At 59.8% G+C, this 17187-nt stretch carries 15 protein-coding genes; 9 read left to right on the plus strand and 6 right to left on the minus strand.

The window, feature by feature from the left end; all coding sequences use genetic code 11:
- Positions 1-108 precede the first annotated feature (108 nt).
- The 4 genes from I8E17_RS24835 to I8E17_RS24850 all read right to left on the minus strand — a co-directional run bounded on the left by I8E17_RS24835 (position 109) and on the right by I8E17_RS24850 (position 4446).
- Complete coding sequence (locus I8E17_RS24835) at positions 109-1380, minus strand: MFS transporter (protein ID WP_069610016.1); 1272 nt, start codon at positions 1378-1380, stop codon at positions 109-111.
- Positions 1377-2054: a FadR/GntR family transcriptional regulator gene (locus I8E17_RS24840; protein WP_069610017.1), complete on the minus strand. Its 678-nt coding sequence runs from the start codon at positions 2052-2054 to the stop codon at positions 1377-1379. Before I8E17_RS24840 ends, I8E17_RS24835 begins: the two co-directional genes overlap by 4 nt.
- Positions 2055-2309: 255 nt before the next feature.
- On the minus strand, positions 2310-3533 hold the full coding sequence (locus I8E17_RS24845; protein ID WP_069610018.1) for an MFS transporter: 1224 nt from the start codon (positions 3531-3533) through the stop codon (positions 2310-2312).
- A 220-nt stretch (positions 3534-3753) separates the two neighbouring features.
- Positions 3754-4446: a GntR family transcriptional regulator gene (locus I8E17_RS24850; RefSeq protein WP_069610019.1), complete on the minus strand. Its 693-nt coding sequence runs from the start codon at positions 4444-4446 to the stop codon at positions 3754-3756.
- A 317-nt stretch (positions 4447-4763) separates the two neighbouring features.
- On the opposite strand from I8E17_RS24850, the gene I8E17_RS35315 reads away from it, so the two are divergent.
- From I8E17_RS35315 to I8E17_RS24875, 6 genes are all read left to right on the plus strand, one after another.
- The gene (locus I8E17_RS35315; RefSeq protein WP_257714012.1) at positions 4764-4892 is read left to right on the plus strand and encodes a hypothetical protein; all 129 of its coding nucleotides are present in this window, start codon (positions 4764-4766) and stop codon (positions 4890-4892) included.
- Positions 4889-6715 (plus strand): ABC transporter ATP-binding protein, encoded by a 1827-nt coding sequence (locus tag I8E17_RS24855; RefSeq protein WP_069610020.1) that lies wholly within the window; start codon positions 4889-4891, stop codon positions 6713-6715. The genes I8E17_RS35315 and I8E17_RS24855 overlap by 4 nt, the downstream gene beginning before the upstream one ends.
- Before the next feature lie 44 nt (positions 6716-6759).
- Positions 6760-8295 carry an ABC transporter substrate-binding protein gene (locus I8E17_RS24860; RefSeq protein WP_069610021.1) on the plus strand — a complete coding sequence of 512 codons (1536 nt, stop codon included), beginning with the start codon at positions 6760-6762 and terminating at the stop codon, positions 8293-8295.
- Between the two features lie 63 nt (positions 8296-8358).
- Complete coding sequence (locus I8E17_RS24865; RefSeq protein WP_069610022.1) at positions 8359-9282, plus strand: ABC transporter permease; 924 nt, start codon at positions 8359-8361, stop codon at positions 9280-9282.
- 5 nt (positions 9283-9287) lie between these two features.
- Positions 9288-10136, plus strand: coding sequence for an ABC transporter permease (locus tag I8E17_RS24870; protein WP_069610023.1), 849 nt, complete (start codon positions 9288-9290; stop codon positions 10134-10136).
- 6 nt (positions 10137-10142) lie between these two features.
- The gene (locus I8E17_RS24875; RefSeq protein ID WP_069610024.1) at positions 10143-11873 is read left to right on the plus strand and encodes a M14 family metallopeptidase; all 1731 of its coding nucleotides are present in this window, start codon (positions 10143-10145) and stop codon (positions 11871-11873) included.
- On the opposite strand, the gene I8E17_RS24880 is transcribed toward I8E17_RS24875, so the two are convergent.
- Complete coding sequence (locus tag I8E17_RS24880; protein ID WP_069610025.1) at positions 11857-12741, minus strand: LysR family transcriptional regulator; 885 nt, start codon at positions 12739-12741, stop codon at positions 11857-11859. The two genes, I8E17_RS24875 and I8E17_RS24880, sit on opposite strands and share 17 nt — an antisense overlap.
- A 104-nt stretch (positions 12742-12845) precedes the next feature.
- On the opposite strand from I8E17_RS24880, the gene I8E17_RS24885 reads away from it, so the two are divergent.
- The 3 genes from I8E17_RS24885 to I8E17_RS24895 all read left to right on the plus strand — a co-directional run bounded on the left by I8E17_RS24885 (position 12846) and on the right by I8E17_RS24895 (position 15926).
- Positions 12846-14084 carry a YbfB/YjiJ family MFS transporter gene (locus I8E17_RS24885; RefSeq protein ID WP_113366194.1) on the plus strand — a complete coding sequence of 413 codons (1239 nt, stop codon included), beginning with the start codon at positions 12846-12848 and terminating at the stop codon, positions 14082-14084.
- 17 nt (positions 14085-14101) lie between these two features.
- Positions 14102-14584 carry a nuclear transport factor 2 family protein gene (locus I8E17_RS24890; protein ID WP_069610026.1) on the plus strand — a complete coding sequence of 161 codons (483 nt, stop codon included), beginning with the start codon at positions 14102-14104 and terminating at the stop codon, positions 14582-14584.
- A gap of 76 nt (positions 14585-14660) precedes the next feature.
- On the plus strand, positions 14661-15926 hold the full coding sequence (locus I8E17_RS24895) for a glycoside hydrolase family 5 protein (protein WP_069610027.1): 1266 nt from the start codon (positions 14661-14663) through the stop codon (positions 15924-15926).
- A gap of 50 nt (positions 15927-15976) precedes the next feature.
- On the opposite strand, the gene I8E17_RS24900 is transcribed toward I8E17_RS24895, so the two are convergent.
- Positions 15977-17041: a glycosyltransferase gene (locus I8E17_RS24900; protein WP_069610028.1), complete on the minus strand. Its 1065-nt coding sequence runs from the start codon at positions 17039-17041 to the stop codon at positions 15977-15979.
- Positions 17042-17187: the final 146 nt, after the last annotated feature.

The raw sequence follows: 17187 nt of genomic DNA on the forward strand, positions 1-17187 counted from the left end.
CGAAATCGAGCGCGGGCGGGGGGCATGAATTCAGGACCGCCCCTTGGCAGTGGGCCGGCACCTCATGATTTCGCTCGCCAGCCTGGATGTGCGATCCGCTCGCAGCCGTTAGGGCGTTTCGATCGTCCTGGCATTGACCGTGATGGCGCGGCCGGCGAACCAACCGTTGATCGCGGCACCGAGGCCAAGCAGCAGGAATAGGACGGAGCTCCATGCGAAGCTTCCAGTCCAACCATGGATCATGCCGACCACGAGCGGACCGATCGCAGCAAGCAGGTAACCCACGAACTGCGCCATGCCGGAGAGATGCGCGGCAACATGTGCATCGGGCGAACGCAATACGATGACGGTCAGCGCCACCGCGATCAACCCGCCCTGGCCGATGCCCTGAAGCACGGCCCAGAACCAGACTGTCCAGAGCGGAGCAAAGAGCAGCCCCAGCAAGGCAACGACGGCAATTGTGCAGAGGATGACATTGATCGCGCGCTGATCCCTACCCCTGACGGCGATATGAGGCGCCACCAAGCAGGCGGCCGCCTGTACCATGACCGAGGCAGATACGATGACGCCAGCCGTCACGCCGTCGAGACCACGTTCACGCAGAATGGGTACCAGCCAACCAAAGACGCAATAGGCAAGCGCCGATTGCAGTCCCATGAAAAGCGTTACCTGCCACGCGATGCGGTCGCTCCACAAACCGGTAACACGAAAGCCGGCGCGCCGCGCCTGGCTGCGCGCACCGATTACCTGCGGCAGCCAGAGAAGTCCGACGGCAAAGGCAGGCAAGGCCCAGACGGCCAGCGCGCCGCCGAGCGAACCGCCGAGAGCATGTTCGATGGGAAGTGTGAGCCCCGCCGCACTCGCAGCTCCCGCGCATAGCGCCATCGTATAGCAACCCGTCATGAGCGCCGCCCTATCGGGAAAATCGCGCTTGACCACGCCGGGCAGCAGCACATTGCCGATAGCAATGCAGGCGCCGGCCAATGCGGTGCCCAAGAACAGCAGCGAAATCGAAGAAAAGCCCCGCAGCGCCGTGCCCAGCGCGAGCAGGAGAATGACACCGAGCAGGACGCGCTCGGTCCCCACGCGCTGCGCCAGCCTTGGCGCAAGCGGGGAGAACAGTCCCATGCAGATAACGGGCAAGGTCGTGAGAATGCTGGTGCCGAAAGTGGAGAGAGCAAGCCCGGTCCGTATCTCAGGCAAAAGCGTCGACGCGCTCGAAAAGACCGGCCTCAGGTTAAAAGCGATAAGCACAAGGCTCGCACCCAGCAAAAACCTGCCGATCGGCGACTTGCCTCCATGCGGCAGCGGTGCGGGAATTTCATCGGTCTCTGCGTCGATCAATTCGATCGAGACGGGATTTTGCGAGGGCATGGTCATGACATAAGCAGCCGATCAAGAGTAGCGACGATGGGAGCCATGAAGCGGCGCACAGCTCTATCGGCCGCTTCGGGGCTGCCGGTTTCGATGGCGTCGACGATAGCGATATGCGCCTGCATATCAGGCTCGGGGATATCCTCGCCGAGCGTCGCCTCGATGGTCTCGGCAATCGACAGAGAGAAGAACTCGTAGATTTCGATCATCGCCCTGTTCTGCGAGGCCGCGACGACAGCCTTGTGGAAGGCAAGGTCACGCTCGATGAACGCCGCCTTGTCGCCGCCGGCATAGTTGCCGCGAGCAACCAGCAAGGCGCGCAATTGCGAAACGGCTTCAGGGGAATGACGTAAGGCGGCAAGCCGTGCGGCCTCGACCTCCAGTGCAAGCCGGGCCTCGAACTGGTCTCTCAATCCGGCGCGGCGTGCCATGTCCAGTGGCCGAGCAACATCTGCGTTCGACCGGACATAGGTCCCGGATCCTTGCCGCGTCTCGAGATACCCCTGGGACACCAGGACCCTCACCGCCTCACGAACCGTGCCGCGGCTCACAGACAGCATGGACGAGAGGGAGGCCTCGTTGGGCAGCTTTTCGCCGACGAGCCAGCGGCGGCTGGTAATCTCGCTGCGAATTGCCTCCACGGCCGTATCCGCAAGCGTCGTTTTGGTCAGAGCGCGCATGACTGGATTTCATCAAGTCATCGGATGACTTTATCACTTAGTCAATCGACCATCTTCAGTCAATATATTTTCAGCAAGGCGAACGTTCTGTTGGCTACGGCGATGTGGCGGCGATGGCGAAACCGAGGGCGAGGATGCAAGTAGGCGGATCCGGGAGTCAGAGCACCCGAAAACATGGCGAAGAGCTTGCGGCAGATTTGACGCTGGCTGGAGCTTCTCGGAATGAAATAATGCCTTTCCTATGGCATGAAATCCCTATTCGATGGCGCCCGAACGAGCCATGGCCGCTAGGCCGATCGCCGCTACCAGGGAGAATGCCGCCGGGAGGTAGAAAACGTTCGGAAGCCCGAGATAGGCAACGCCGACACCTCCTACACCGCCGCCAAGGGCGCTGGCGAGCGCCGAGGAGCTCATGAAGATCGCCGAAGCCGTCGCGACTGCATTCGGGAGCAATCTTTGAGCAACGATCAGTCCGAGGACCATGTAGAGGCCCCAGACTGCGCCCATCAGCATCTGGCCGGCAAACATGCCCATGGCCGTCGGCCAAGCCGCAAAACAGAGGTTGGCCATGACGCCGCAGATCGCGGCGACACACATCATCCATAAGATGCCGATCCGTCGCGCCAGCACGACACTGAAGGGCATGAGGATGAGTTCGATGAATGGCTGCGTTCCTATCACCGAGCCCTGAATGGAGGGATCAAGCTTGAGCTGGTCCTGCATATAGAGCAGCAGGAATCCGTATTTGATCGGCTCGCCGGCATAGACGAGGACGTAGAGACCTGTAAAGGCCAGCAGCGGCAGCATCTCGGACCAGTCGACGTGACCAACGGCATCGGTCTTCTTGTCGGCTCGCTGCCCCGGACCAACAAGCGCATGTAGTGTTCCGAGCGGCAGGATCTGCGCGAAGAAACAGATCGCCGTTCCCCACAACATGGCGCGAAGCCCGATTTCGACAGCAAACCAGGCGCCAAGAAACGGCCCGATGACCCAGCCCGCGGTCAAAGCCATGCGGATGATGGCCACGACGCTGTCATTCGCACCGGCACCCTTGACTTTGAGATCATCATGGATGGCGGTGAAGAGCTGCGAAGTGGCAGATCCGGAAAAACCCAGAATGACGGTGCCGATCACGAACGGCATCCATGGTTGCGTCGAAAGGGCGATCCCCGCCCAACCAACAGCGCCGGCAACGGCACAAAGCCGAAAAAGACCGAGACGCCTTCCAGTTCCGTCGGAATAGCTGCCAACAAGATAGCCGGCAATCGGTGCGGTGAGACCGGTCAGATAATAGAGCCCCGCCACTGGCAAGGACGCCCCAAGTTCCTTGACGAGGAAAAGAACGATCTGCGGCAGCGAGGCGGATGTTGCAAGCCCGGAGAGAAACAGCGCAAGCGTCGCGCCGCGATACAGCGGCGAAACCCATACCTGCTGGATCGCCGTGGCCCCGCTGGAGGCCGTCGGGGATTGCGCGTCCATAGCCCATCCATCTTAACGGTTGTCGAAACGAGTTGCCGGTTGATCGGCGGGACGCCCTGATCGATTGCAGCAAAAGCGAATTCTGCTGTCCGACGGACCTCACGCCTACGTCCGGGGTGTTGCATATCCTTCGATCAAAGCGGATCGGGAGGCAAATGGTTACATGGAGCTTGGTCAGAGATTGTCCACACCATTCATCATATCAATGACGGTAACCGGATCAGCCCGGCATTGCTCTCGAATAGGCTCCCAGAATGAAGCGTTCGGCTTGGAACAGATATTTCTCCAGCGCGTCGGCAGCACTCGCTGGCGCCCCCTCCTCCAGATGCGCAAGAATGGTCGCGTTCTGGCCGACATAGGGAGCGTGCAGATATTCGGGATCGCGGATCAGCCCGAAGACGAGGCGCAGTTCAAGCGAGATCTGCGCATAGAAGGCCGAAAGCCGAGGACTATCAGCAAGCTCGACGATCGCGGCATGAAAGGCGATATCGGCGCTGCCGACCTCCAGCCATTCGCCTCGGTCACGATGCAGCACGGCAGCCTCGATGGCGGCACGCATCTTGTCGACGCTCGGATGGCGATGATGCGCGCTGGCAAGCGCCGAACACTCGATCAGCCGGCGAATATGGAAGATATCCATGATCGTGGAGATGCTCGGCGTGGACACGAAGACGCCGCGATTGGCTTCGTGACGCAGCAGGCCCTCCTTCGTCAGCAGCCGGAAGACTTCGCGCAGCGTGTTGCGCGAGACCTGTAGCTCCTCGCAAAGAGCTGCTTCGGACAGGTGGCTACCCGGCGATAGCATACCGCTGATCACGCGCTCGCGGATGCGGGCAGCCGTCAGTTCCGCCAGCGTCTGCCCCGCCTCAGTGACCGATGTCGGTTCGATGCTCGCAAGATTTGTCTGCTTCATTTGCTCTCCCGGCGCCTGCATTCAATCGTCTTCGATGTCCGGCCATATCAGGCGTTTGCTGAGAAGCGTACAGCGTTCTCATGCTTGTCTGCAGCAGTCGCACCACCCCAACGGCAAGTCCGCTGGACGATTTTATGCAGGTTTGTCCCCATTTTTGATTGGCAACACGAAAATTGTTGAACAATATAGACCAGATTGTTGTTTGATGCTATCTCAAGCCCAACAAATATAATGGGAACGCGGATACAGATGTTCATAAGACGCCTGTTTTGTAGAAAAACATCGCCAGCCTTTGCCAGGCCGCAACGGGTGTCCGCATGAGCATGCTACTATCCGGCCGTGGCGGCGATCCCGGTGAGCGCACCTGCATCATCGACGCAAAGTGTGACACGGCAATCGTCTCCGATGCCATGAACGACCTGCCCAATATCGAGGTAAGCGCATGACGGCTGCTACAGGCGACAACAAACCGCTTCTGTCTGTAGCGGATCTGACTGTGCGGTTCGGCGAAAATCGCGTCGTCGAAGGACTTTCTTTCTCGGTGGAGCCGGGGCGAACGCTCGCAGTTGTCGGCGAATCCGGCTCCGGCAAATCCGTGACCTCGCTTTCGGTCATGCGGCTTGCCGATATGATGGGCGCGCGCTTCGAGACTGGCAGCATCCTCTTCAACGGCAAGAACCTGCTCAAACTCTCGCAGAAGGAGATGCGCGCAGTTCGCGGCAAGGAGATCGCCATGATCTTCCAGGAGCCGATGACCTCGCTCAACCCTGTCTTCACCATCGGCGACCAGATCTGCGAGGTCCTTCTCCTTCACGAGAAGATCGGCAAATCCGCTGCCATGGGGGAAGCGCAGCGCCTGCTGGAGATGGTGCGTCTGCCGGATGCGCAGGCACTGTTGAACCGCTATCCGCATCAGCTTTCCGGCGGCATGCGCCAGCGCGTGATGATCGCCATGGCGCTTGCCTGCCGCCCGAAGCTGCTGATCGCCGACGAGCCGACGACTGCCCTCGACGTGACGATCCAGGCGCAGATCCTCAACATCATGCGGGACCTGCAAAAGGATCTCGGCATGGGCATGATCTTCATCACCCATGACATGGGGGTGGTGGCCGAAATGGCCGACGATGTCGTAGTTATGTGGAAGGGCAAGAAGGTCGAGGAAGGCCCGGTTCGCGAGATATTCGCCAATCCCAAGCACCCTTATACGAAGGCGCTTCTCGCCGCGGTGCCGAAGCTTGGCAGCATGACCGGTCAGGATTTTCCGAAGCGCATGCCGCTGACCGTCCTCGACGGCGGCGAGCCGAAGATCGTCGGTGAGGAACGGGTCCAGAATACTGCCCGCTACGACCAGCAGCCGCTCCTGTCCGTGCGCGATCTCTTCGTGCGCTTCGATATCAAGAAGAATATATTCGGCAAAGTTACGCATCGCTGCAGTGCCGTCCAGAAGGTCGCTTTCGATATCCATCCCGGTGAAACCCTGGCCCTCGTCGGCGAGTCCGGCTCCGGCAAGTCGACGATCGGCCGCACCATCCAGCAACTGCAGAAAGCGCGTTCGGGCGAAATCACCTTCAACGGCAAAAGTTTTGCCGCCATGTCGGCGCTGGAGCGATTCCGCCTGCGGCGCGACGTGCAGTATATTTTCCAGGATCCCTTCGCCTCGCTCGATCCGCGCAAGACGGTCGGCTTCTCGATAGCGGAACCGATCAACACCCATGGCATCATCTCCGGATCGAAAGAGGTGCGTCGCCGTGTGGACGAGCTTCTGGAGCGCGTCGGCCTGACGCCGGCTTATGCTGATCGCTATCCGCACGAGTTTTCCGGCGGCCAGCGTCAGCGTGTCTGCATCGCCCGCGCACTTGCCTCCGATCCGAAGCTCATCATTGCCGACGAGGCGCTTTCCGCGCTCGACGTGTCGATTCAGGCCCAGATCATCAATCTCTTGATGGATCTCCAGGCGGAACGCGGGCTCGCCTATCTGTTCATCAGCCATGACATGGCCGTCGTGGAGAAAATCAGCCATCGCGTCGCCGTCCTCTATCTGGGCCAGATCATGGAAATCGGCAGCCGCCGCCAGGTCTTCGAAACACCGATGCATGCCTATACGCAGCGCCTTCTCTCGGCCGTTCCGATCGCCGATCCGACGCAGGAGCGCAGAACCACCTTGCTGGAGGGCGAGATCCCCAATCCCGTCCGCCGCGTCGGCGACGAGCCGCCGATCCTGGCTCACGAGGAAATCACCTCAGGCCACTTCATCGCCAAGAGCGCCTGAACGACCACCAACCACCGCATCGATCTGAAGAGGAAACAGGTTCAATGAAAACAATGAAATGGGGATTGAAGACCGCTCTGACCGCACTCATGATATCGAGCGTCGCCATCAGCGCCACTCCTGCCTTCGCGGCCGGCAAGCTGACGGTTTCGTCGTCGCAGGATCCGGGCAGCTGGGATCCGATCGACACGTTCCTTGTGGCATGGGCCGCCGTTTCGACCAACATTTTCGACGGCCTCACCTATCGCGGGCCTGATCTAAAGCTGGTCCCGGGCCTTGCCGAATCCTGGGAAGAGCTGGATCAGGGCAAGCGTATCCGTTTCAAGCTGCGTCACAACGTGAAATTCCATGACGGCGAGCCCTTCAATGCCGAAGCGGTGAAGTTCACCTTCGACCGCCTGCTCGGCGAACAGGGCGCCAAGGGACCGCAGCGCTCGAACTACACGGCTATCGAAAGCGTTGATATCATCGACGACTACACGGTCGATATGAAGCTGAAAACGCCCGATCCCGTGCTTTTGACGAAGCTTGCCGGCTATGGCGCAATGATCGTTCCTCCGAAATATATCAAGGAAAAGGGCGAGGATTACTTCAACCTCAATCCGGTCGGCACCGGCGCCTTCAAATTCGTCTCCTATACGCCGAAGGTGAACATCAAGCTCGAAGCCAATCCTGATTATTGGGGCGGCGCACCAAAGCTCTCCGAACTGGAATACCGCTTCATCAGCGAGCCGGCGACCGCCGTTGCCGAGCTTCAGGCCGGCCGCGTCGATATCGTCATCCCGCCGACCATCCCGATCGGCATGCTGCCGGTCATCCAGGGCGATTCCAAGCTCGAAATCGCCAGCGTTCCCGGCCCGACGGTCGATGCACTGCGCTTCAACACCCGCGACGGCATTACCGCCGATCCTCGCGTGCGCAAGGCCATCATCATGGCTGTCGACCGCGACACGATCGTCAAGTCGATCCTTGCGGGCCAGGGCACCGAGATCGTCAGCTTCCAGAATTCGCTGTCCTTCGGCTACGATGCCGATCTGAAGCCGTTTCCCTATGATCCGGCAGGCGCCAAGAAGCTGCTCGCCGAAGCCGGTGTGAAGCCGGGCGCGGCATTGCAGATCGACATTCGCGGCAACGACGCGACCATGAACGAGGTGGCGCAGGTCGTGGCAAGCTATCTGCAGATGGTCGGCCTCACCGCCACCATCAAGCCGTATGAAACCAACGTTCTGCTGAACGATATCATCCCGCAGGGCAAGACCGGCGCGATGTTCCAGCAGAAGTGGGGCGGCTGGACCTTCGACTACGACAACACTGCCTATTCCATGTATCACTCCGGCGAAAAGTGGAACCCTTACGAAAAAGATGCCGCTCTGGACAAGCTCTTGGAATCGCAGCGCCCGCTCACCGATCGCGCCGAGCGCGAAAAGGTGCTGAAGGACATCGGCAAGTATGTCGCCAACAAGGCGCTCGAACTGCCGCTCTACAACAGCAATGCGATCTACGGCGTCAGCAAGCGCGTCAAGGGCTTCGTGCCCGCTCCGGATACCCGCATCAAGCTGAACGAAGTCACCGTCGACTAATCATCAAGCATGACGCCGTCGGCCCGGCCGGCGGCGTCATCCGAAAGCTCTCGGGGTAAGAACGTGGCCGGTTTTCTCATCAAGCGATTGCTGCAGGCGATTTTCGTCGTAATCGCCATCACCCTTCTCGTCTCATTCGCCATCCGCCTCACCGGCGACCCTGCCGTGATGATGTTTCAGGGCGGCGGCAGCATGACCGAAGACGACCTGGCCCGTATCCGCACAGCCCTTGGCACGGATCAACCTTTCCTCGTGCAGTATTTCACCTTCCTAAAGGGGTTGCTGACGCTCGATTTCGGCCGCAGCTTCACCGGCGGTACGCCGGTCTCGCAACTGATCGCCAATGCCCTGCCCGCCACGCTGCTGCTCGCCTTCATCTCGATGGTGGTATCGATCGCGCTCTCCATCCCACTCGGCATCAAGGCGGCGACCGCACGCGGCAAGACGGCGGACCAGGTGATCCGCGTTCTCTCGCTCCTCGGCCTCTCCTTCCCGAACTTCTGGCTGGCGCTGATGATGGTGCTATTGTTTTCCATCACGCTCGGCTGGCTGCCGCCAAGCGGCATGGTCGGCATTTCGAGCTACGTCATGCCGGCCGTGACGATGGGCGTGATCCTGACGGCGACCAATGTGCGCCTGGTGCGCACCGCCATGCTGGAAACGCTGCAATCGCAATATATCATGGTCGCGCGCGCCAAGGGCCTTACCGAAAGCAAGGTGCTCTACAAGCACGCGTTGCGCAATTGCGCGATACCGCTCATCACCTATTTCGGCATCCAGTTCGGCGGGCTGCTCGGCGGCATCGTCGTCATCGAGCGCGTCTTCAACTGGCCCGGCCTCGGCACGCTGGCATTCGACGCCGTCGGCGCCCGCGACTACCCGGTCTTGCAGGGCGTCATCACCGTGCTGGCGCTCTTCATCGTCGGCGTCAATCTCCTCGTCGACATCGCCTATGGCCTCGTCGACCCACGTATCCGCACGGAGTAACGCCGATGGCCGCCACAGTTTCTCACCGTTCGCGTTTCTACAGCTTCGAATTCATATTCGGTGTATTGCTCACGGCTGTCATTTGCCTTGCCGTGCTTCTCTCCGACGTACTTTTTCCGGGCGGCGCGGAAAAGATCGATCTGATGGCAAGGCTTGCAAGGCCCTTCGCCAGCCTCGCCCATCCTTTTGGCACTGATCCCCTCGGCCGCGATGTGCTGGCCCGCGTCGTCGCCGGCGGCAAGATATCGCTGACCGTCGGCCTCACCTCCGTGATCGGTGGCGTGGTTCTCGGCGTGCTGGTAGGGCTTGCCGCAGGCTACTATCGCGGCATCTGGGATATGCTGCTGATGCGCTTTGCCGACGTCCAGCTTGCCATGCCCTTCATTCTTCTGGCGATCACCTTCATCGCCATTGTCGGCGGCAGTCTCACCAACACGATCATCCTGCTGGTCGTATCGCAATGGGTGCAATATGCGCGCCTCGTGCGCGGCTCGGTGCTGAGCCTGCGCGAACGGGAATTCATTCTCTCGGCGCGGGCGATCGGCGTCAAAGACTGGCGCATCATCTTCCAGCATCTGCTGCCGAACCTCATCGGACCGGTGATCGTGCTGATGACGCTCAACATTGCCAACAATATCCTTCTGGAAAGCAGCCTCACCTTCCTCGGACTGGGCGTCGACCCGACCATTCCGAGCTGGGGCGGCATGTTGGCCGATGGCCGCACCTATCTGCAAACCGCGTGGTGGGTCAGCCTCTTCCCCGGAGTCGCAATCCTTTTGACCGTACTTGGCCTCAATCTTCTTGGCGACTGGCTGCGCGACAGCCTCGACCCAACAGGCAGAACGACAAGGTAAGACATCATGACTGTGATTTTCGAGAGAAGTTTTGAGCGCACGCTGTCGCGCCTTGTCGCCGATGCCAGACCCAGCCAGAACTTCGAGGCATGGACTTTCGATGATAGAGAAAGCCGCCAGCAGGCTGAACGTGAGCTGGCGGAAAAAGGCATAAAGGCCCGCATTCGCAGCGCCTACAAGCCACTGGTAAATGCGTTCATCGAGGAAATCGACCTGCATGATGTGAATGCGATCGAGATCCGTTATCCGGTTCATCCCAACGCACCGGAAAACCGCTTCCGCCTGGAAGCCTATCCGCTCGCGGCAATGGTGGGAACCCGCGAGATCACCTTTGCCGCAAGAGCTGACAGTGGCTTTCACTATGACGTTCTGTTGAAAAGCAAAGCCGGTGAAGAGCGCCAATTGAAGGTGCTGGCGCCCAATCGCATCCATATCGATGCCGCCAGCGAGACTAGCGTTTCCCCGACCGGCTGGCTGATCAGAGATGACGGTGCGGCGGGCGAACGGTTGAGCACCGATTATGAAGAACTTTTCGAAGAGACGATCGCTGCGATAACTTGTTTCGACTGGGGCGCAAGCGAACCCTATTTCGAGGAACTGAACATTCGCGTTGCCCTGCCGATGCTGGACGAGGCCTTGTCCGTCGGCGACGAAGTCATGAGCCTTCGTGAGGCGCTGCATGAGGACTTTTATTTCTCGCTGCTCGAATTCTTCCAGAAGAAATCCGGCCGCCCGCTCGGCGATCGCGGCTTGAAGCCGGGGCAGATTGTTCCGCAGATCCTGCAGTCCTCTGGCCAAATCTCTGTCAAAGTCGAAACGCAGCCGCTATCCACTCGCTCCTGGGATGGCCCGGAGCAGCAAATCGAGACGGCAATCGAACCTCTAGCCGTGCAGCAGATCGAGGCCGAGCTTAACAAGATCGGCGGCGAAGCATTCGAGGCCGTCACACGCTCCGGCCGCACAGTTCGAGCGCGCTACATCAAAGGCAGCGACGCGGCCGTGATGATCAGCGGTGGGCAACACGCCAACGAGACGACCGGGGGTGCGGGTGCCTTGCGCGCGGCCTGTCGGCTGGCAGGGATCGACGGCGCGCATTTCACCATCTCGCCGCTGGAAAATCCGGATGGCTACGCCCTTCATCAGCGTCTGCGCCAGGACAGCCCGCGCCATATGTATCATGCCGCCCGCTATACAGCGCTTGGCGACGATCTCGAATATCGGACTGAAGAGACTGCCGGCCCCCATCTCTTCGAAAAGAAAATCCGCTTCCAGGCGGAAAGGCTGAGCGGCGCGCGGCTGCACGTCAACCTGCATGGCTATCCGGCGCATGAATGGACGCGGCCGCTCTCCGGCTATGTCCCGCGCAACTTCGCCATGTGGACGCTGCCGAAGGGCTTTTTCCTGATTGCCCGTTATCATTCCGGCTGGGCGGCTCAGGCAGAGCACCTTCTGGACAAGGTCACCAGGCACCTTGGCGCCATCCCGGGGCTGCTGGATTATAACGATCGCCAGATCGCACTCTATGAAATCCATGCCGGCGAAACCGGCTTCCGCATCATCAACGGCTTCCCGTGCCTTGCCAGTATCGACGACCGCCACACGGTGCCCATGACCTTAATCACCGAATATCCGGACGAGACCGTTTACGGCGACGCATTCATCGCCGGCCATACCGCGCAGATGGAAACCGTGCTTTCGGCCTATCGCGCCTGGCAGGAGATCATGGCTTCGAGTTAATCGGACGGGTTGACCGGATCATATCGAGAAGCGCGGTCATCGCACTGGACGTATAGGCGTCCTTCCGGCGCACGAAGAGCGTATCCACCAGCGACCGCTCCGGCGGGAGCTCGTGCATTGCAACCCTGCCCTCCCGGACAGCGGCAGCGACGACGCCCATCGGCAGGAGAGTGATGCCGACACCGGCCGACACGCAGCTGACGATCGTATCGAGAGAGCCGAACTCCAGCGGCTTCGACGTGACGATACCCATATCGGCAAGAAGCGACTCCAGCCGCTGCCGATAAGAACATCCGATCTGGAAGACGATGGTCTTGAGATCGACAATGCCGGCCAAATCCTCCATGCCGCCAATGGCGGGCGATGTCACGAGAACAAGCTCTTCCTGAAAGATCACCTCCTGCTCAAGATCGGGATGGCTGACGGGACCCGCCACGAAGGCGCCCTCGACCCGACATGAAACGACATCGTCGATCAGTCGGCGGGTCGTACCGGTCGCGACGACGAGGCGCACCTGTGGATAGGTCTTGGCGAATTGGCCGAGGAGCGGCGACAATCGCAGCGCCGTGGTCGTCTCCAGACTACCGAGGGAAAGCGTTCCGCCCGGCTCGCCATCATCCTTGGCGGCGGTGCGGGCATCAGCCAGAAGCTTGGTTAGGCGACCGACAAATGGCAGAATTCGTTGCCCCGCCGGCGTGGTCGACACGCCCCTGGCATGCCGCTGGAACAAGCTGACGCCCAGCTCTTCTTCCAATGCCCGGATCCGCGCCGTCACATTCGATTGAACGGTGTGCAGCTCCTGCGCCGCCCGGTTCATGCTGCCGTGCCGCGATACCGCTTCGAATACCCTAAGATCGGATAGGTCCATCTTCCTCTTATCTCCGATAGAGATAACTGCTCTCATAATAATTCATTTTTTATGATATAACGCGCGGCGTATTCTCTCAAGCACAGATAGCTGAGAGAGTTCCCATGACCGAAACCGCCACGCACGAAACCGACCGGAACCATCATGATGCCCATATGGCATGGCGTGCCATCCTGTCGGCATTCTGCGCTTGCCTGATCGGTATCGGCCTTGCCCGTTTCGCCTATACGCCACTCCTGCCCGCCATCGTCGACAACAATTGGTTCGAAGCCTCGGCGGCTGCCTATATCGGTGCCGCAAATCTTTCCGGCTATCTGGTCGGCGCATTGCTCGGGCGGACGGTCGCCGCCCGTGCCTCCACTGTCCTGACGCTCAGGATCATGATGCTTGCCGCAACGGCAGCATTCTTTGCCTGCGCCTTCCCCCTCAGCTTTCAATGGTTCTTCGCCTGGCGTTTTGCAGCCGGCCTTGCCGGTGGCACCCTGATGGTTCTGGCAGCGCCGACCGTCCTGCCGCTGATCGCACCGTCTCGCCGAGGGCTTGCCAGCGGTATAATCTTCATGGGCATCGGCGCCGGCGTCGCACTATCGGGCACATTGGTGCCCCTGCTGCTGCGACAGGGCTTGCGTGAGACATGGCTCGGCCTCGGCGCCTTATCGCTGCTGCTTACGATTATCGCCTGGGCCGGATGGCCGCGCGAGATCGCCGGCCACAGCGCCGCGAGCCATCATGCCACGCATGTCCCGAAACGCTGGACGCTGCGCGCGCTCTACATCGAATATGCTTTGAATGCCGCCGGCTGGGTTCCGCATATGATCTTCCTCGTCGATTTCGTTGCCCGCGGCTTGGGAGAGGGCTTGCAGGTCGGCGCGGAATACTGGGTGCTGTTTGGCCTCGGCGCGACCATCGGCCCCATCCTCGCCGGCCATTTGGCCGATCGCACGGGTTTTGCCGCAGCGCTGCGGTTCGCCTTCCTTCTCGAGGCTGTCGCAGTCGCCATTCCCACCTTTGGTCTCGGGCAGGCTTGGCTCATCGCCTCAAGCCTGATCGTCGGCGCCTTCGTAACCGGTACGGTTCCCCTGATGCTCGGGAGGATCGCGGAGTTGCTGCCGCATCATCCGGCGCAGCAGAAGGTCGCATGGAGCCTGGCAACCGTATTCTTTGCCCTGTTTCAGGCGGCCGCGGCTTACGGACTTTCCTTCATCTTCGCCCGAACCGGCGGAAACTACAGCGTCCTCTTCTTGATCGGAGCCGGCGCAATGGTTCTCGCTTTGGCGATCGACCTCACCATTGCGGTGTTGGTCCGCGCTCCTCAGGAGAATGCCCAAGGTCCCGACGCATAACAATAGGAGAACATGACATGACAAAGCTTTTGACTGACATTACCGGCAGCGAAAACATGGAGGGAGATGGCAGCGCTCTTGATGCGCTCATCGGCTTCTATCGCGCCTTCAATGCCGGCGACCTGGACGCACTCGCCGCCAACTGGGCCGATGGCGACAAGCCAAGCATGGACAACCCAATTGGAGGCATACGGCGCGGATGGCCGTCGATCCGTGAAGGCTATGCAAAGCTGTTTAGTGGAAAGGCGAAAGTCCAAGTCGCATTCCATGATTTTACCAGCCAGGGCGGTGATGACTGGCACCTGTTCGTTGGCCGGGAGCGGGGAAGTTGCGTCACGTCCGACAGGAGTATCGAGCTTCGCATCCGCACGACACGCTGGTTCACCCGGATCGACGGCGTCTGGCGTCAGCTCCACCATCATGGCTCCATCGAGGAACCTGCCTTGCTTGCTGCCTATCAGGAAATCATCTTCGGCGCACCATTGGAGCGACCGGCGTAGATGCTGTCACGAGATTTCGGCCCTCTGCGCGCTACCTTGCCCACATGGCGCCAAAGTTTCACGCGAGTTGGGATTCATGAGGCATTTTCTGCTGCTGTTCGCCAGCCTGTCCATTCTATGCCTGGGGTCATTTGCACCGCCGGCACAGGCCGAGGGATTCGTTCGCGCCGATCATCAGCGGATCGTCGACGGCAAGGGCGATCCCCTCATCCTGCGCGGTCTCGGCCTCGGCGGCTGGATGGTGCAGGAAGGCTACATGATGGGCCTTGCCAATCTCAAGGCGCAGCACATCATTCGCCGCCGCATTTCCGAAGTCATCGGCGAGAAAAGGACCGAGCAATTCTATCGATCCTGGCGCGAGAATGCGATAACGAAAGCCGATATCGACGCGATGGCCAAATGGGGTTTCAATAGCGTGCGCCTGCCGATGCACTGGAACCTGTTCATCAAGGACAGGCACGGCAAAAACACGTCCAAGAATATTGTCTGGAACGAGGAGGGCTTTCGGCGGATCGACCTTTTGATCCGCTGGTTGAAAGCCAATGACATGTACCTGATCCTCGACCTGCATGCGGCACCTGGCGGCCAGGGTCACGACATCGCCATTTCCGATCGCAATCCGAACAAGCCGTCGCTCTGGCACAGCGATGAGAACCAGGCAATGATGATCGCGCTGTGGAGCGAGATCGCCCGTCGCTACAAGGACGAGCCGACGATCGCGGGCTATGATCTGCTCAACGAGCCGAATTGGGGCTTTCAGGACAAGAAAGACAAGGGCGGCTGCCGGGAGACCGAAAACCGGCCGCTGCGTGACATCTATCAGCGCACCATCCGCGCCATCCGCGCGATCGACACCAACCATATGCTTGTCATCGAGGGCAATTGCTGGGGCAATAACTATGCCGGCATATTGCCGATCGACGATCGCAACACGGCGCTCAGCTTTCACAAATACTGGACACCGACGACGCAGGAATCGATCGAACCCTTCCTGAAGCTGCGCGAGCAATATGATATGCCGCTGTGGAACGGTGAATCCGGCGAAAACAATAATGATTGGTATGCCCGCGCCGTGGCGCTGCAGGAGAAAAACGGCATCGGCTGGTCGTGGTGGCCATTGAAGAAGATGGGCGCCGGCAATCCGCTGGAGATCAAGACGAATGCAAATTATCGCCGGCTGATTGCCTATCTCCGCGGCGAGGGCAAGAAACCTTCCGCCAAAAGCGCCTTTGCCGGCTTGATGCAGCTTGCAATCGACAGCCGCTATGACAGGAATATCCATCATCAAGCCGTGGTCGACGCCTTGATGGGACCTTCGCGCAAATCAGGCACGGCCGAATAGATCACTGTCGATCCATTGGCGCGAGATGCTCCGTATCTCCCGGAATCCAGCTATCCCATTGCATGCCTGATGGTCTTCGAGAGACGCAGGAGAAACGGAGGCCGGGACGAAGCCACAAGCTTCCACGATAGGATGGTCTTTGCCATATCCCGAGGCAGGACACCGATCGAAAGAAACCATCCGGCCAGCATCAGGCGACGCTTTCGCGATGCGTTCATCTTGAGACTGGCAACCGCGCCGGCCATGGCAAGAGAGAGCCTGGAATCATTCGCAACAGGATGTTGGTCCCTGTCGATGCAAAGCGATGCCAGACGCTCCTCCAGATGGACGGGATCGCGCAGGCCGGCATCATCAGGCATGTCCAACCCGATCTCCGTTGCCTGATCCGTCAGAGCTTCCAACCGGTGGAAATCATGCGCTATGCGCCAGCGCGCGCGCTGACCGAGCTTTTCGGCAAAGACGGAGTGATTGGCGCCATGTATGCGATAGGCGCCGAGGCAATCTTCGATGGAGGTCACTTCGCCATGGAGCGGCGCAACCGTGGCAAGATATCCATCGGCACCCTGGCGAAACTCCGGTTCCGGGACCGGCATGACCTTGTCCAGCACCGAACGCTTGAACGCAAGACCGCTGGTGACCGTCGTCTGATAGCGGCCTTTCCGCAGCAATTCCGGAGTGACATCGCCGGAATCGAAGGGCAATTCGACAGGCGGAAATACATCCTTTACATGCATCTGTTCATCAACGATATGCAGCCTGAACTGCACCTGGGCTGTCTTCTCTTCAAAGGCTTCAACAACCTCTGATACAGCATTCGGATAGAGATAATCATCCGCATCGAGAAACAGCACGATCTCGCCGTGGCTGGATGCGAAGCCGGTGTTGAATGCCGCAGCATGTCCACCGTTCACCTCACGCAGACATGTCTTTATTCGCGAGCCATAGGAGGCGATGACGTCAGCCGTCGCATCGGTCGATGCATCATCGACAACTATGACCTCGGCATCGTCGTAATCCTGATCCAACGCGCTGTCGATACTGCGCCTTAGAAAATGCGCGTAGTTGTAGTTCGCAATGACGATGGAGACGGGAGTGCGGTCTTGGATGGAATACATCGCATTGAACCTCGCAGATCTGCTTTGGTCACGGCGAACCTTCTCATTCAGGTCCTGATGAATGACGTCGATACTGGCTGGGATAGATCCTGACGCATAAGTGGTATTACGTGATATCCTATGCAGCCGATGCTTGGATCCTGTTG

The organism is Rhizobium sp. AB2/73 (assembly GCF_020871915.1).
GTDB lineage: Bacteria > Pseudomonadota > Alphaproteobacteria > Rhizobiales > Rhizobiaceae > Rhizobium > Rhizobium dioscoreae.

What these genes read in the sequence shown, in the direction of transcription:
- I8E17_RS24835 (WP_069610016.1), bottom strand. Translation starts at nt 1,380, where the DNA reads ATGACCATGCCCTCGCAAAATCCCGTCTCGATCGAATTGATCGACGCA.
- I8E17_RS24840 (WP_069610017.1), bottom strand. Translation starts at nt 2,054, where the DNA reads ATGCGCGCTCTGACCAAAACGACGCTTGCGGATACGGCCGTGGAGGCA.
- I8E17_RS24845 (WP_069610018.1), bottom strand. Translation starts at nt 3,533, where the DNA reads ATGGACGCGCAATCCCCGACGGCCTCCAGCGGGGCCACGGCGATCCAG.
- I8E17_RS24850 (WP_069610019.1), bottom strand. Translation starts at nt 4,446, where the DNA reads ATGAAGCAGACAAATCTTGCGAGCATCGAACCGACATCGGTCACTGAG.
- I8E17_RS35315 (WP_257714012.1), top strand. Translation starts at nt 4,764, where the DNA reads ATGAGCATGCTACTATCCGGCCGTGGCGGCGATCCCGGTGAGCGCACC.
- I8E17_RS24855 (WP_069610020.1), top strand. Translation starts at nt 4,889, where the DNA reads ATGACGGCTGCTACAGGCGACAACAAACCGCTTCTGTCTGTAGCGGAT.
- I8E17_RS24860 (WP_069610021.1), top strand. Translation starts at nt 6,760, where the DNA reads ATGAAAACAATGAAATGGGGATTGAAGACCGCTCTGACCGCACTCATG.
- I8E17_RS24870 (WP_069610023.1), top strand. Translation starts at nt 9,288, where the DNA reads ATGGCCGCCACAGTTTCTCACCGTTCGCGTTTCTACAGCTTCGAATTC.
- I8E17_RS24875 (WP_069610024.1), top strand. Translation starts at nt 10,143, where the DNA reads ATGACTGTGATTTTCGAGAGAAGTTTTGAGCGCACGCTGTCGCGCCTT.
- I8E17_RS24880 (WP_069610025.1), bottom strand. Translation starts at nt 12,741, where the DNA reads ATGGACCTATCCGATCTTAGGGTATTCGAAGCGGTATCGCGGCACGGC.
- I8E17_RS24885 (WP_113366194.1), top strand. Translation starts at nt 12,846, where the DNA reads ATGACCGAAACCGCCACGCACGAAACCGACCGGAACCATCATGATGCC.
- I8E17_RS24890 (WP_069610026.1), top strand. Translation starts at nt 14,102, where the DNA reads ATGACAAAGCTTTTGACTGACATTACCGGCAGCGAAAACATGGAGGGA.
- I8E17_RS24895 (WP_069610027.1), top strand. Translation starts at nt 14,661, where the DNA reads ATGAGGCATTTTCTGCTGCTGTTCGCCAGCCTGTCCATTCTATGCCTG.
- I8E17_RS24900 (WP_069610028.1), bottom strand. Translation starts at nt 17,041, where the DNA reads ATGTATTCCATCCAAGACCGCACTCCCGTCTCCATCGTCATTGCGAAC.